The sequence below is a fragment of the Neobacillus sp. NPDC058068 genome, assembly GCF_042885335.1.
Taxonomy (GTDB): domain Bacteria; phylum Bacillota; class Bacilli; order Bacillales; family Cytobacillaceae; genus Neobacillus.
The window spans coordinates 157820-173242 of record NZ_JBHVSI010000014.1 but is presented as its reverse complement, the minus strand read 5'-3'; the positions used below and the strand labels follow the sequence as shown (position 1 = coordinate 173242).

The following is a 15423-nucleotide window of genomic DNA, read 5'->3' as shown; positions in this document are numbered from 1 at the left end:
CACACCCGTTCCCATACCGAACACGGAAGTTAAGCTTCTCAGCGCCGATGGTAGTTGGGGCAGGCGCCCCTGTGAGAGTAGGACGCTGCCAGGCTCATATTGTTCCGCAGTAGCTCAGTGGTAGAGCTATCGGCTGTTAACCGATCGGTCGTAGGTTCGAGTCCTACCTGCGGAGCCACTTTTATTACATCAAGAAATTCAGCTATGCTTCCATAGCTCAGTAGGTAGAGCACTTCCATGGTAAGGAAGAGGTCAGCGGTTCGAGCCCGCTTGGAAGCTTACCTATTTTAATAATTATGGCCCCTTGGTCAAGTGGTTAAGACACCTCCCTTTCACGGAGGTAACACGGGTTCGAATCCCGTAGGGGTCACCATATATTTTGGAGGATTAGCTCAGCTGGGAGAGCATCTGCCTTACAAGCAGAGGGTCGGCGGTTCGATCCCGTCATCCTCCACCATAAAAATCTTATTTCAACTTTTTGCCGGGGTAGCTCAATTGGTAGAGCAACTGACTTGTAATCAGTAGGTTGGGGGTTCAAGTCCTCTCGCCGGCACCTTGTTTTTTAATTGAATATGGAGGGGTAGCGAAGTGGCTAAACGCGGCGGACTGTAAATCCGCTCCCTCCGGGTTCGGCGGTTCGAATCCGTCCCCCTCCACCATTCATATTTTTAAAAAAACTGGACAAACTAATTATATTATTGGGCTATAGCCAAGCGGTAAGGCATCGCACTTTGACTGCGACATGCGTTGGTTCAAATCCAGCTAGCCCAGCCATGAGCCATTAGCTCAGTTGGTAGAGCATCTGACTTTTAATCAGAGGGTCGAAGGTTCGAGTCCTTCATGGCTCATAAAAATGTTAACCTAGGGAAATTTATCCCTAGGTTTTTATTTTGTGGATTTTTGGAAGTGGTTTACAAAATTTTAGACTTTCTCTTATGAACCGTTATGACTTGGTTTCCTTTGAAAAGGGCTGTATGAACCGTTCTAATGAACCGTTACGATTTGGTTCCCTACGAAAAGGGCTGTATGAACCGCTCTTATGAACCGATGCGACTTGGTTTCCTTTGAAAAGGGCTATATGAACCGCTCTTATGAACCGTTATGACTTGGTTTCCTTTGAAAAGGGCTGTATAAACCGTTCTAATGAACCGTTACGACTTGATTTCCTACGAAAAGGGCTTTATGAACCGCTCTTATGAACCGTTACGACTTGGTTTCCTACGAAAAGGGCTGTATGAATCGCTCTTATAAAGCGGTCGCCAATAACCCTCATGGGAGCCCGTTTTGTTTATTTTTCTCATGAAGTGGTTGGTCACAAAAGCCTCTATTTGTGCCCGAACCGCTCCTATTTTCTGAGGTTTGGTCACAATAAGCCCCTCTTTGTGCCTGAACCGCTCCTTTTTTCTGTGATTTGGTCAAAATAGGTCTCTCTTTGTGCCCGAACCGCCTCTCTTTCCTGGGTTTTAGTCACAATAAGCCTCCCTTTGTTCCCGAACCTCCTCTTTTTTCTGGGTTTTGATCACAATGCCCGGCCAGCTGCTTTTTTCCTCAGGTTTTGTCCAATAGAGCCCATCAAAAAGACATTTCCCCCGCATCACATGAGAGTTCAATCCATGAGGTCCCGACTATCCTAACGCATATATATACACAACTTTGTCGAGTTGAGTCATTTCTATGTAAGCGGTTAAAATAGTAGATATAAAGGGGTTGGGGGGAATTTACTATGAGCAATAAATTATCGATTATTGGGATGCCAATGGATTTAGGGCAAATGCGGCGCGGGGTTGATATGGGGCCGAGTGCCATCCGTTATGCTGGAATTAATGAACGACTTAAGCCGCTATTTGATGATATCCACGATTTAGGTGATATACCAATTGGCAGACCAGAAGTGGTCGTTGATAAAGAATCAAATTTAAGAAATTTAGATTTAGTTGCTGAAAAAAATGAATTACTTGCAAAAAAGGTAGATGAAGCTATTCAAACTGGGTCATTTCCTCTTGTACTCGGAGGAGATCACAGCATTGCGATTGGAACATTAGCTGGTATTGCGAAACACTATAAGAATCTTGGCGTAATCTGGTATGATGCTCATGGTGATTTGAATACAGCTGAGACAAGCCCTTCCGGTAATATTCATGGGATGCCGTTAGCAGCCAGCATTGGATTAGGGCACCCGGCATTAACAGAGATTGGAGGCTATTCTCCAAAAGTAAAGCCAGAGAATGTAGTTATTATTGGAGCAAGGTCGCTGGATGAAGGCGAAAGAGCTCTAATTAAAGAAACAGGAATTAAAGTTTATACGATGCATGAAATTGATCGTATGGGCATGGCGAAGGTAATGGAAGAAACGATTGCCTATTTTAAGGATAGAACCGATGGCGTCCACCTCTCACTTGATTTGGATGGCTTAGACCCAAATGATGCGCCCGGAGTTGGAACACCTGTAATTGGCGGCATTAGCTACAGGGAAAGCCATCTGGCTATGGAAATGCTGGAAGAAGCAAAAATCATAACATCAGCTGAATTTGTGGAAGTTAATCCAATTTTAGACGAAAAGAATAAAACAGCCTCTATAGCTGTTGGATTAATGGGTTCATTATTCGGTGAAAAATTATTATAAACAAAAAAGCAGCTGCGTCCATAAAAAGCAGCTGTTTTTTTCATGACCTCTTAATACTTTCCTCCAAACCAAAAAATCTTCAATCTTATTATTTCACCACGTTAGTAAATATTTGTTAATATTAAGGGTGTCGATAAATTTTTCGTTTAAAGCGAAACCTTTTTGCTAGCGATTCGTATTATCGTATAGCAGCATTGGAGCTGAGGAAACTTAATGGAAGCTATTGTAAAAAAGAGAATTAAACAAGTCATTAAAGGTGATCAAAATGCCTTTGGTGAAATCGTTGAAATATATAAAAACAGTGTCTATCAGCTGTGTTTTCGAATGCTTGGGAACCGGCATGAAGCAGAGGATATGGCACAGGAAGCTTTTATCCGAGCTTTTGTTAATATCCATACCTTTAACCAAGATTTAAAGTTTTCGACTTGGCTTTTTCGAATTGCAACCAATCTTTGTATTGACAGAATTCGAAAAAAGAAACCGGATTATTATTTAGATGCAGAAGTGGCAGGAACAGAGGGGTTAACGATGTACTCGCAGATTCCCGACAAGACGCCGCTGCCAGAAAACGAGGTGGAAAGTTTAGAGCTTCATGAAACAATCCAGAAGGAAATATTAAAACTGCCTGAAAAATATCGATCCGCCATTGTACTAAAATATATTGAAGAGTTGTCTTTAAATGAAATTAGTGAAATTCTTGATTTACCTTTAGGAACAGTAAAAACAAGAATTCACCGCGGCCGGGAAGCTTTAAGACAACAATTACAATATGTGTGATAAGAGGTGAAACAAAATATGTGTCCAGAACAAATCATCGAACTAATGCACGAATATTTAGACGAGGAAATCGAACCCGATAAGGAACGAATATTAAGAGATCACCTCCAAACTTGTAAAGAGTGTGAAACAATTTTCAATGAATTAAAAAAGACGATTGCTTTCGTAAAAAGCATTTCACATATGCAGGCACCAGAAAATTTCACGGCTAATGTCCTTTCCCGATTACCTAAGGAGAAGAAGAAGGTTAAATTGGGGCGGTGGCTGAAAAATCATCCAATGCTGGCGGCCGCCTCGCTATTCTTGGTATTAATGATGGGAAGCTTATATTCCACTTGGAATCAGGACCGGGAATTTTCCGTTTCCAAGCAAAAAAACTTAGTTGTTAAAAACAATACTGTCATTGTTCCTAAAGGAGAAACCGTCAATGGCGATGTCATTGTTCGAAATGGAAAGTTGGAAATTGAAGGTGAAATTAAAGGCAATGTGACGGTCATTAATGGAGAAAAATATCTGGCTTCTGCGGGCCGTGTAACCGGGCAAATTGATGAAGTTAATGAGGTCTTCGACTGGGTTTGGTATCATATGAAGAAGACGGCACAAGAAGTCATTGATATCTTCGATCAGCCGGAAACCGAATAAATGGCAAATCACTCTTCTTTAACGAGTGATTTGTTTTTTTATGGAAAAGGGGCGGAGCGCCGCATAAGGGACCAGATAATCCATTAGTAGTGGGAGAAGTACAAAAAACACTTTGATTTAGTTAGGCTTTGCTTTGCTCACACCGCCTTTATTGGCAGGGATGGTTCTCTGAATAATTTTCTATAGTTTATAGTAGTATATAACTCCTAATTAATTTTTGGGAGATAGATATAATAAGTACATGGAGTATTTATGTTATAATGAGTAAGTTGTATTCAATCTACGTTTTTAGAAAGTTACGGAGGAAAAACAATGCCGTTTGCTGATTTCACAATATGGAAGTATTTAGCTAGTATTGTTGATATTGTCCTCGTGTGGTATGTCATTTATAAGCTGATTAACGTGATAAAGGGAACGAAGGCCGTCCAGTTACTAAAAGGTATATTGGTCATTCTTCTTGTCAGAGTTGTCAGTGAGTTTCTCGGCTTACAAACGTTAAGCTGGATGATGGAGCAAGTGATAACATACGGGTTTCTTGCGATTATTATTATTTTTCAGCCTGAACTGCGTCGTGCCCTTGAGCAGTTAGGGAGGGGACGATTCTTCTCGAGAAGCAGTAATCCGGATGACGATGATCAGGAAAAAGCTGTTGAAGCGATCATTAAAGCAACGGATTATATGGCAAAGCGCCGCATTGGAGCTTTAATATCGATTGAAAGAGAAACGGGCATGAGTGATTACATAGAAACCGGTATCCAATTAAACTCGACCATTTCTTCGGAACTGTTGATTAATATTTTCATCCCGAATACACCGCTTCATGATGGAGCTGTGATTATTCAAAGAAATAATGTCGCGGCTGCAGCCTGCTATCTTCCGTTATCGGAAAGCCCATTTATCTCCAAGGAACTGGGAACAAGGCATCGGGCGGCATTAGGAATAAGTGAGGTCACGGATAGTATAACCGTCGTCGTATCAGAAGAGACGGGAAATATCTCACTTACAAAGAACGGCGAACTTCATCGCGATGTAAATACAGAGGGATTGAAAGAATTACTGACAAGCGAATTATTAATCAATAACAAAACGAAACAGGCTTCTTCCGCTCGTTGGAACTGGAGGGGAAAGAATAATGGATAAATGGATGGGTAATCCTTGGTTTATCAAAATCCTTGCTTTGTTATTAGCTGTGCTCTTATATTCTTCGGTACCACATACAGGCAAGAAGATTACAGATGTCTATGTACCGGGCGAACAATCGACAGCAACAATAACGGATGTTCCTGTAACAGTTTATTATGATGTGGAGAATTTAGTCGTGTCCGGAATTCCCAGTACAATCGATATAACTTTAAAAGGACCGAAAACCCACGTTCAGGCAGCCAAGGCATCAAAGAACTTCGAGGTTTATCTCGATTTGAAAAATGCAAAGATCGGCAAACAGAAAGTGAAACTAAAAATACGAGATTTATCTGATAAATTGTCTGCAACCTTAAGCCCAGACAGTGTGACCGTAACAGTTCAAGAGAAAATTACTAAGGAATTCAAAGTCGAGGCAGAGTTTAATTCAGGTCAGATAGAAGAGGGCTATTCCGCAGGGCAGCCTGTTGTAGAGCCAAATAAAGTGAAAATTACCGGTGCTAAAAGTGTGATTGACCGAATTTCCTATGTAAAGGCCACCATTGATGGGAAAGGTAAACTGAAAGAATCCATTACTAAAGAAGCTCCAATCCAAGTTCTAGACAAAGATTTAAATAAGTTAAATGTCGTGGTGGAACCTAAGACAGTTAAGGTTACGATTCCTGTAAAAAGTATCACCAAGACCGTTCCAATTAATATTGTGAGAAAAGGAACAGCCCAAGAGGGTGTTACGATTCAATCGATAGAACTTGATACAAATGAAGCGACTATTATGGGACAAGAAGATGTGCTGAAGACGACGGAAAATGTCCGGGTGGAAGTAGATATTAGTAAAATTACCGAGAATACAACCCTTACTTTACCTGTGATCATCTCAAATGGGATTACCAAGGTCAGCCCGCAAACGGTAAAAGTAACTGTGGTGGTCAATGTCAATAAGCAGGATGAGAAGACCCTTTCGGGTATTCCGGTAAAAATTCAGGGCTTATCCGAAGATTATCAAGCGGAGATAAATGACCCGGAAAATCAGTTGATAAATTTATTAATAAATGGTCCAACCGCAGCATTAAGCTCTTTGAAGCCTGATGACTTTTCAGTCTATATTGATCTGACTAGTCTATCGGAGGGGGACCATGAAGTAAATATTCAGGTGGAAGGTCCGCCAAATGTGAATTGGAAACCTGATAAAGCGAAGGCAAAAATTACAATTTCAAAAACTAATGCCTAATATCCAGCAATTTATGTTGAAGGAGAGATTTTTATAATGGGAAAATATTTCGGTACCGATGGGGTGCGAGGAGTAGCAAATAGCGAATTAACCCCTGAGCTAGCCTTTAAATTAGGCCGTTTTGGCGGATATGTGTTAACGAAAGATAAGAATCGTCCAAAGGTACTAATCGGCCGTGATACGCGGATATCCGGACATATGCTGGAAGGGGCGCTTGTGGCAGGTTTGCTATCGATTGGGGCAGAAGTCATGCGCCTCGGAGTTATATCAACTCCTGGTGTCGCTTATTTGACCAAAGCGTTAGGAGCCCAGGCAGGCGTAATGATTTCAGCCTCACATAATCCAGTGGCCGATAATGGGATTAAATTTTTTGGCTCTGATGGATTTAAGCTTTCCGATGAGCAAGAGGACGAAATCGAGGAACTAATTGACTTGCCAGAGGATCAATTACCTCGTCCAACCGGTGAAGACCTTGGTCAGGTGATGGATTATTTTGAAGGCGGGCAAAAATACCTGCAATACTTGAAAAATACTGTTGAGGAAGATTTCTCTGGCATCCATATTGCTTTGGATTGTGCACACGGGGCAACATCTTCGCTTGCAACGCATTTATTTGCTGATTTGGATGCAGACCTGTCAACAATGGGTGCCTCACCAAATGGATTAAATATCAATGCAGGTGTCGGTTCGACTCATCCTGAAGCACTTGCTGCAATGATGAAGGAGAAGGGGGCTGATGTCGGACTTTCCTTTGACGGCGATGGCGACCGTTTGATTGCAATTGATGAAAAGGGAAATATTGTTGATGGCGACCAAATCCTTTATATTTGCGGCAAATACATGAAAGAAAACGGTCGTTTAAAGCAAAATACGATTGTTTCAACTGTCATGAGCAACCTTGGTTTTTATAAAGCGCTTGAGAATTATGCCATCCATAGTGTACCAACAGCGGTTGGTGATCGTTATGTTGTCGAAGAAATGAAGAAAAATGGTTATATTCTAGGCGGCGAACAATCAGGTCATATCATTTTCTTGGACTATAACACGACAGGTGACGGTTTATTAACTGGGCTGCAATTAGTTAATATCATGAAGGCTACTGGGAAGCCGTTGTCAGAGCTTGCTGGCGAAATGAAAAAATTCCCGCAAAAGCTTGTGAATGTGAAAGTAACGGATAAGCATCATGTGACCGATAATCCTCGAGTAAAAGAGATTATTGACCAGGTAGAAGCGGAAATGGCCGGGAACGGGAGAATCCTTGTCCGCCCATCAGGAACAGAACCGCTTGTCCGCGTTATGGCAGAGGCTTCAACGGAAGAACTATGTGAATCCTATGTGAACCGTATCGTCACAATTGTGAAAGAAGAAATGGAATTAAAGGAATAATCTTTTCTCAAATATGCATAAGGGAACGATTCCAATCCCTTATGCATATTATATTATGAATGGTTTTTGAACAAAGTATTAACATTTATCTTTTTTGTTGACGGACCACTGACAAATCATGTAAGATTAATCTGCTTTGCTATTTTAAAGCAGTATTTGATAGGATTCTTTGAAAGGAGGGTAGCAGGAAGAATCAGTATTTTAAAAGCGCCTGAACTAATCATCAGACGGTTTGATTAGTTGACGAGGTGGAGGTTTATCGAAAATTCGGCGGATACCTCCCGGTTGGGGACGCACAACCGAAAATTTCTTCTTTAAAACATAGAGGCAACTCTGTGCACAAAGAGAAGAAAATGCGCATACTAAACATAATGTTTAAACAGGTATAGACAGATACCTTACAAAAAAAACAGAGATAAGGGGGCAAGTACGCCCCATAAGCACCTTGCCCCCTGTATTAGGGAGGACACAAAAAATGTGTGGAATTGTTGGATATATTGGACAGGACGACTCGAAAGACATTTTACTAAAAGGTTTAGAAAAACTTGAATATAGAGGCTATGATTCGGCGGGTATTGCCCTTAAAAACGAAAACGGCATTCATGTTTTTAAAGAAAAAGGCCGCATTGCGGATTTACGCGAAATTGTTAATGGGGATGTTATGGCAAACATCGGAATTGGCCATACACGCTGGGCAACACACGGTGTGCCAAGCAGAGTGAATTCTCACCCTCATCAAAGCACTTCTGAACGCTTTACGCTTGTTCATAACGGCGTGATCGAGAACTATGACATTTTAAAGCGTGAATATTTAACAGACGTTACCTTTATCAGTGAAACAGATACGGAAGTCATTGTTCAGCTAATTGAGCTGTTTGTTCAGGAAGGACTAGAGGTTTTAGAAGCGTTCCGTAAAACCCTCACCCTTCTACATGGTTCTTACGCTCTTGCCCTTTTAGATGAACAGAACAATGACACCATTTTTGTTGCAAAAAATAAAAGCCCGCTTCTAGTGGGTCTAGGTAATGACTTTAATGTAGTTGCTAGTGACGCGATGGCGATGCTGCAAGTGACTGACCAATACGTAGAATTAATGGACAAAGAAATAGTTATCATCACAAAGAATGAGGTAACGATTCAAAATCTTAACGGTGAAATCATGAGCCGTGAGCCGTATACAGCTGAACTTGATGCCAGTGACATTGAAAAGGGTACGTATCCGCACTATATGCTAAAAGAAATTGATGAGCAGCCGCTTGTAATGCGTAAGATCATTCAAATGTATCAAAATGAGCAAGGGGAATTAACAATTGCCCCTGAAATCATCAGCGCTATGAACGAATCTGATCGTGTATATATAATTGCTGCTGGAACTTCTTATCATGCCGGTCTTGTTGGCAAACAGTTCATTGAAAGCATCGCGAAACTTCCGGTTGAAGTTCACATTGCCAGTGAATTTGTTTACAACATGCCGCTTCTAACGAAGAAGCCGTTGTTTATCTTCATCTCCCAAAGCGGTGAAACGGCGGACAGCCGTGCCGTACTTGTTAAAGTGAAAGAAATGGGCTATCGTACATTAACGGTTACCAATGTTCCTGGATCGACTCTTTCACGTGAAGCGGATTATACTCTATTGTTACATGCAGGACCTGAAATTGCGGTTGCTTCTTCAAAGGCCTATACAGCACAGTTAGCGGTTTTAGCTATTTTGGCTGATGTGACGGCGAAAAGCAAGAGCATTGACGTCGATTTTGATCTTATGCATGAGCTTGGTATTGTTGCAAACGCAATGGAAGTTCTTTGTGATTCAAAAGAGTTGTTCGAGCATATTTCAAGAGAATTTTTATCGGTAACACGCAACGCCTTCTTCATTGGCCGTGGTGTTGACTATTATGTAAGCTTAGAAGGTGCCCTAAAGCTAAAAGAAATCTCTTATATCCAAGCGGAAGGTTTTGCCGGCGGAGAATTAAAGCATGGTACCATCGCTTTAATTGAAGAAGGGACACCAGTAATTGCTCTAGCTACTCAAGAAAGCGTCAACTTAAGTATTCGCGGAAATGTTAAAGAAGTCGTTGCCCGCGGAGCAAACCCATGCATCATTTCGATGAAGGGTCTAAATATGGACGAAGACAGCTTCGTCATCCCAGAAGTACATGAATTATTAACACCGCTTATCTCTGTCATACCACTGCAATTAATTGCCTACTATGCAGCCTTACACCGCGATTGCGACGTCGACAAACCACGTAACCTTGCGAAATCGGTGACTGTGGAGTAGGAATATGGGACAGTTGGCCATGTTGGTAAATGACAACAAAGTCGGGTACTCGACAACAAAGTTGGATACTGGACAAAAAAGTCGGGAACTGACTAATAATTGTCAATCAACATTTATGTAAAAAATGATCAGGTAAGACCCAATCCCATTTTAGGATTGGGTCTTTTTTTATTAAAATGATTCTATTGTTGAAAGACAAAAAAGTCGGGAACCGACTTAACGGCGGTTATGTAAGAAAACTGATCAAGTAAGACTCAATCCGATTTCGGGGTTGAGTCTTTTTAGTAAGGATTTTGCAGAAAATATTTGAAATAGGAAAAGGTAGGCTAATATTTTTTAAACGGGTTCAGTTAGAAGGTGGAAAATTTATTTTGGCATATATTTTGGCAAATAAATTGACGGTATAAACAATGGAAATAAATAAGAAAAAAGGATGTCATTTGGCATCCTTTTTTTCATATTGTCTATGGGTTTTTCTTTTTTAAAAAATGAACTAAATTTGTCGCATTATAATTTTCGATTCAATCCATATTTACCTATTTTTGGGAGGGGGGTGGCTTATTCATGTTAAAATAGATATATAATGATAAAGGGAGGTTTCATTATGCGTCACAAGTGGTTAATATGGGGTTTGAAGTTATTATGGGTTGTAGGTTTATTTGGATTATTGCTCATTGGTTATGAGTTTCAACAGGCAATCCAACAAAAAGTTGATAGCACATTCAAGGTATTACCATTGTTTTGGTTTCATGGAACAGTACCATTCATATTTGGCTTATATATTTCTTTACTTTTCGTAAAGGGATGGTCGTTTAAATTTAATCCATCTTTATTTCTGTGTGTAACCGTTCCATGCCTTATTGTTACGTTTTATATGCCTGTCGTTTTCACTTTTGTTTCAAATACACCCTCGGATTCTTCCTTTGGTGCTGATATCTCGTTCTTGATGTTAAAAATAAACTCCTTTGGAATCGCTCCAATTGTTGCTGGTTTGACATTTTTCGCAAGCTTATTCCATGTCGCTCAACCATCAAAAAATTAATACTGTTATTATTATAACGACGCTTTATCATGGTGTTGAATGACAACAAAGTCGGGAACTGACATAAAATTGTCAAACAACATTTATGTAAAAAATGAACAGGTAAGACCTAATCAATTTTAGGATTGGGTCTTTTTTATTAAAATGCTTCTATGAAAATGTTTGTATTTAATTCGCATCAATCATTTCTACATTGGGAAAGATGAGAAAAAGTCTTTAAGCGAGGTTCTTTATGAAAAAAAGCCTGTTAATATTGATTGCCTGCCTAACTCTTTTCTCTTTTTCTCCCGTTCAAGCCGAAACCGTAACTAAAAATGATGTACAGTTGCGTGATGATATAATCCTCAATTTGCTATTTCTACCCACAAAGCAATCGAAAAACATTTTGGCAAACCAAAACAGTTTTATTGCCAACAGATTCTCCAAATCAAAGAGAAGGTAGAACACAAAACCTACCGTTACTTTAATGTCACCGTGCAGCTAACAACATTTGAAGGTGCTCACGATTTCCCATATGATTTAGTGACTATCACTTTTAGTAATAAATATAGTATGGAGTGGCGGGCTATTGATGTCAAAAGCAGAAGGTTAAAGCCAAACGAAAACTGAATGCATTCATCCTTAGTAAAAGGGTGTCTTTTTGCTATTGTCCGTTACATAACAAATGGCTGCTACGGTAGTAGATATTGATGTTATAAAAGATGGTGGTAGTAATTGGACTAATTTTATGGTGGTTTTGTTCCTGAAATAGCATATCGTCCTTTAGGAATTTTGAGGAGTGATTGAAAATGCACATTTGAGGATTTAAATATTAATATGAAAACTCAAGATGGTATATCTGCCTCTGCGTTGCCTCCAGAAGTAAAAGAAGCAGCAGAAAACTTTTATAGGCTAATCCCTCTTCGCCCTTCCTGCGGATTTCAATCCTGCAATAATATACTATATCCCATACAATTTTTAGATGTATATTAATATGAGAACGCCTGAAAGGAGTTTTTATCATGGATATTACATCTTTTATCATCTACTGTTTTATTGTGACTTTTACTCCGGGACCTACGAATATCGTCATATTAACCACAGTACATAATTATGGATCAAAAAAAGCAATGGAATATACGTATGGAGCAACGATTGCATTTGGTTTATTACTTGGTATATCTGCTTTGTTGAATACGGTGCTGATAACTGTCATTCCAAAAATTTTAATTGGTATGCAAATGATCGGAACCATTTATATGTTATATCTCTCTTATCAAATCTACAAAATGGATTCATCAGAACCAACTGACAACAAAACTGGCACTTTTGCTTCAGGCTTCCTTATGCAGTTTTTAAATCCCAAAGTAGTATTATTTACACTGACTGTCATTCCTAGCTTTGTTTTGCCCTATTATACTGACATGCCTGAGTTGTCAATAAGTGTTATTGTTATAACAATCATCGGATTTTTAGCATTTATTACATGGGTTCTTTTCGGTGCCATCTTCAAGCAGTTTTTACAAAAGCATAAAAGGGTTGTAAATGTCATAATGGCCCTAAGTTTAGTTTATGCTACCATCATGATCTGGGTATAGGGTAGTGTGTAAAGAGGTGAATGAAGTGGATAAATTTATCTATAAAAAGGCAGCAGATATTACGGCGTTGTCGGCTAATATCACTGATTTTAAATATAAAAAGCACTCTCATCAGGAGTATGCAATTGGAGTAACACTGCGTGGTATTCAACATTATAACTTGAATGGCGGTTTACAATTATCCTATCCGAATGGTGTGATGCTTTTTAATCCAGAACAGGCACATGACGGAATGGCACATGATGAGGCAGGCCTTGATTATGTGATGCTATATATTGATCCACAATTGCTTTTAGAGGTTAGTCGGAAAAAGGATATTGTATTATTTAGGACCCCGATTGTGTATGATGATAGACTTGAACAAAGAGTATTAAGTCTAGCTAAGGCAATACTAAGCGAAAAAGATGAGGCGTTGTGCAGTGAATTACTCTTCTCCCTCACAGATAGCCTTATTCAAACAGATCTTTCAGCAGATGTTCAGAAAGATAACAGTCTAATTAGAAAAGCAAAAGATATGCTTTATTCTGACTTAGGAAATGTACTTAAACTTGACGAGATTAGTAAAGAGCTTAATCTATCAAAATTTCAGTTTATCAGATTGTTCAAGTCTCATACTGGGATTACCCCATACCAATACTTTCTTAACTGCAAGATCGAACGAGCCAAGCAATTGATAGATAAAAATCTAGATATTTATGCAGCAGTAGCTGAATGTGGTTTTGTTGATTTAACTCATTTAAATAAGCACTTTAAAAGAGTATATGGAATAACGGCATTTGAATATATGTTACATCTACATTGAGAAGAGTTTAATAGAACAACTGGCCTCAGGTTTGATAGGTATTGCAGAAGAGCGAAAGCCAACAGTTGCAAATTTTCTTCCTTGCTGGAAAAAGTATCTTTTCGACTTTTTCGCTCTTTTCTCCAATATTTTTCCACCTTCAATTTATACTATATTCTATTGACGTTCTAAATTAAACTTGTTATCATTCTCCTATTGTTTTTAAAAGAATAGATATACCTTGTATAAATTCAAGAATACGGCTTGAAAGTTTCTACCAGCTACCATAAATATAAATAGCTTGTCTACAAGGAATGGGAAATAAATGATATTTTATATTCCGTTTTGTAGAAAAAAACTTTGGCTAAACTGTGGCCAAAGTTTTTTTAATTTCAAGGGAATAATAAAATGAATTGGCTGGAAAACTAACCTCGGAATCATTCCCGTTCATTCTTTAATTTAGCAGAATAGGAGATTACAACATGAGAAACTTTTTTAAATTTACAGAACGGAATACTTCCTTTAAGCAGGAAACACTAGCAGGACTGACAACCTTCCTATCCATAGCCTATATATTAGTTGTAAATCCACTTATCCTAAGCCAAGCTGGGATGGATAGTGGGGCTGTATTTACTGCAACAGCTCTTACTGCTATCATCGGTACACTACTTATTGGTTTGCTTGCTAACTACCCAATCGCAATTGCACCAAGTATGGGATTGAATTCATTTTTCACTTTTTCTGTGTGTATTGGGATGGGAATAAAATGGCAAGTCGCTTTGACCGGTGTCTTTATTGCAGGAATCATTTTTATGTTATTAAGTTTAATGAAAATCCGAGAGAAAATTATTAATATCATTCCACTGGATTTAAAACATGCAATAGCTTCTGGAATTGGATTCTTCATCACATTTATTGGGTTAAAAAATGGAGGGATTATTATTTCCAATCCAGATACATTTGTTTCCATTGGAAACTTAACCTCACCTACGACCTTTCTAGCTATTATTGGCCTTGTCATTACGATTGTTATGTTAGTACGTGGAATAAATGGAGGAATTTTCTATGCGATGATAATTACAACGATTATTGGAATGATTGTCGGATTAATTCATGTTCCTTCAACCATTGTTGGAAGTATACCGAGCATTAAACCAACATTTGGTGTCGTGTTTTCCCATTTTAATGAGATTTTCACCCCTGAAATAATGGCAGTTATCTTCACTTTTTTAATTGTTGCCTTTTTTGATACGGCTGGTGCATTAATTGCACTTACCAGTCAAGCGGGAATGATGAAAGGTAATACTATTCCAAATATAGGAAAAGGATTACTTGCTGATTCTTCCGCTGGTGCAGTTGGAGCTATATTGGGAACATCCACACCTGCTACGAGTGTTGAATCTTCCGCTGGTATTGCTGTCGGAGGAAGAACAGGCTTTACTGCTGTCATTATTGCTGCTTGTTTTACGATTGCTTTGTTCTTTTCACCAATGCTTTCCGTTATTACATTGGAAGTTACAGCACCTGCATTAATTATTGTGGGGACATTCATGGTAATGGAAATAAGTAAAATCAACTGGAATAAGTTGGAGATTGCAATTCCATCCTTTTTAACGATTATCATGATGCCCCTCACTTCTAGTGTGGCAATAGGTCTTGCATTTGGTTTTGTTCTTTATCCACTTTGTTTAGTAGTACAAAAGCGTTTTAAAGAAATTCATCCAATAATGTATGTGCTTTGTTTGTTATTCATTCTATACTTTGCTTTTATCGTGTAGCTTTAGGAAAGAGAATTTATCTCCCTGCCTTATAGTTGGCTCCCATGCTAAAAAGTCGGTACCAACAGCCACATAGTCGGTTTCCGACCAGCAGGGAATCAGGGCAGAATAAGCTGCCACAAGGCGTACCATTTATTAAAAGATGTATCGTTTTGAACAAAGCTGTATCGT

At 39.1% G+C, this 15423-nt stretch carries 12 protein-coding genes, 8 tRNA genes, 1 rRNA gene and 1 riboswitch; all 21 genes read left to right on the top strand.

The annotated features are described in order from the left end of the window. A 5S ribosomal RNA gene (gene rrf, locus ACFVSW_RS17655) occupies positions 1 to 94 on the top strand; the annotation flags it as partial. A gap of 9 nt (positions 95 to 103) precedes the next feature. Beyond that, positions 104 to 178, top strand: a tRNA-Asn gene (locus ACFVSW_RS17650). Positions 179 to 206: 28 nt separating this feature from the next. Further along, positions 207 to 279, top strand: a tRNA-Thr gene (locus ACFVSW_RS17645). A 19-nt stretch (positions 280 to 298) separates the two neighbouring features. After that, a tRNA-Glu gene (locus ACFVSW_RS17640) sits at positions 299 to 373 on the top strand. 8 nt (positions 374 to 381) lie between these two features. Further along, positions 382 to 457: transfer RNA gene (locus tag ACFVSW_RS17635), tRNA-Val, on the top strand. Positions 458 to 480: 23 nt separating this feature from the next. Beyond that, positions 481 to 553 (top strand) — tRNA-Thr (locus ACFVSW_RS17630). Between the two features lie 21 nt (positions 554 to 574). Beyond that, a tRNA-Tyr gene (locus ACFVSW_RS17625) sits at positions 575 to 659 on the top strand. Positions 660 to 699: 40 nt separating this feature from the next. Continuing rightward, positions 700 to 774: transfer RNA gene (locus tag ACFVSW_RS17620), tRNA-Gln, on the top strand. A gap of 1 nt (position 775) precedes the next feature. Beyond that, positions 776 to 848, top strand: a tRNA-Lys gene (locus ACFVSW_RS17615). 875 nt (positions 849 to 1723) lie between these two features. After that, on the top strand, positions 1724 to 2623 hold the full coding sequence (gene rocF, locus ACFVSW_RS17610) for an arginase (RefSeq protein WP_387317950.1): 900 nt from the start codon (positions 1724 to 1726) through the stop codon (positions 2621 to 2623). A 213-nt stretch (positions 2624 to 2836) separates the two neighbouring features. Then, on the top strand, positions 2837 to 3400 hold the full coding sequence (gene sigW / locus ACFVSW_RS17605) for an RNA polymerase sigma factor SigW (RefSeq protein WP_024030703.1): 564 nt from the start codon (positions 2837 to 2839) through the stop codon (positions 3398 to 3400). Between the two features lie 18 nt (positions 3401 to 3418). Then, a complete protein-coding gene (locus tag ACFVSW_RS17600) occupies positions 3419 to 4042 on the top strand; it encodes a zf-HC2 domain-containing protein (RefSeq protein ID WP_387317949.1) in 624 nt (207 codons plus the stop codon). Between the two features lie 312 nt (positions 4043 to 4354). Beyond that, on the top strand, positions 4355 to 5182 hold the full coding sequence (cdaA, locus tag ACFVSW_RS17595) for a diadenylate cyclase CdaA (protein ID WP_387317948.1): 828 nt from the start codon (positions 4355 to 4357) through the stop codon (positions 5180 to 5182). Next, on the top strand, positions 5175 to 6410 hold the full coding sequence (locus ACFVSW_RS17590; RefSeq protein ID WP_387317947.1) for a CdaR family protein: 1236 nt from the start codon (positions 5175 to 5177) through the stop codon (positions 6408 to 6410). Before cdaA ends, ACFVSW_RS17590 begins: the two co-directional genes overlap by 8 nt. Positions 6411 to 6446: 36 nt before the next feature. Beyond that, a complete protein-coding gene (gene glmM, locus ACFVSW_RS17585; RefSeq protein WP_387317946.1) occupies positions 6447 to 7796 on the top strand; it encodes a phosphoglucosamine mutase in 1350 nt (449 codons plus the stop codon). A 475-nt stretch (positions 7797 to 8271) separates the two neighbouring features. After that, complete coding sequence (gene glmS / locus ACFVSW_RS17580; RefSeq protein ID WP_387317945.1) at positions 8272 to 10074, top strand: glutamine--fructose-6-phosphate transaminase (isomerizing); 1803 nt, start codon at positions 8272 to 8274, stop codon at positions 10072 to 10074. A 604-nt stretch (positions 10075 to 10678) separates the two neighbouring features. Then, positions 10679 to 11116, top strand: a complete 438-nt coding sequence (locus ACFVSW_RS17575; RefSeq protein ID WP_387317944.1) for a hypothetical protein — start codon at positions 10679 to 10681, stop codon at positions 11114 to 11116. A gap of 354 nt (positions 11117 to 11470) precedes the next feature. After that, a complete protein-coding gene (locus ACFVSW_RS17570) occupies positions 11471 to 11725 on the top strand; it encodes a DUF3888 domain-containing protein (protein WP_387317960.1) in 255 nt (84 codons plus the stop codon). Between the two features lie 392 nt (positions 11726 to 12117). After that, positions 12118 to 12693: a LysE family translocator gene (locus ACFVSW_RS17565; protein WP_387317943.1), complete on the top strand. Its 576-nt coding sequence runs from the start codon at positions 12118 to 12120 to the stop codon at positions 12691 to 12693. A gap of 25 nt (positions 12694 to 12718) precedes the next feature. Continuing rightward, a complete protein-coding gene (locus ACFVSW_RS17560) occupies positions 12719 to 13495 on the top strand; it encodes a helix-turn-helix domain-containing protein (RefSeq protein WP_387317942.1) in 777 nt (258 codons plus the stop codon). Positions 13496 to 13695: 200 nt separating this feature from the next. Next, positions 13696 to 13802, top strand: a riboswitch (purine riboswitch). 154 nt (positions 13803 to 13956) lie between these two features. Beyond that, the gene (locus tag ACFVSW_RS17555; RefSeq protein ID WP_387317941.1) at positions 13957 to 15252 is read left to right on the top strand and encodes an NCS2 family permease; all 1296 of its coding nucleotides are present in this window, start codon (positions 13957 to 13959) and stop codon (positions 15250 to 15252) included. Positions 15253 to 15423 lie beyond the last annotated feature (171 nt).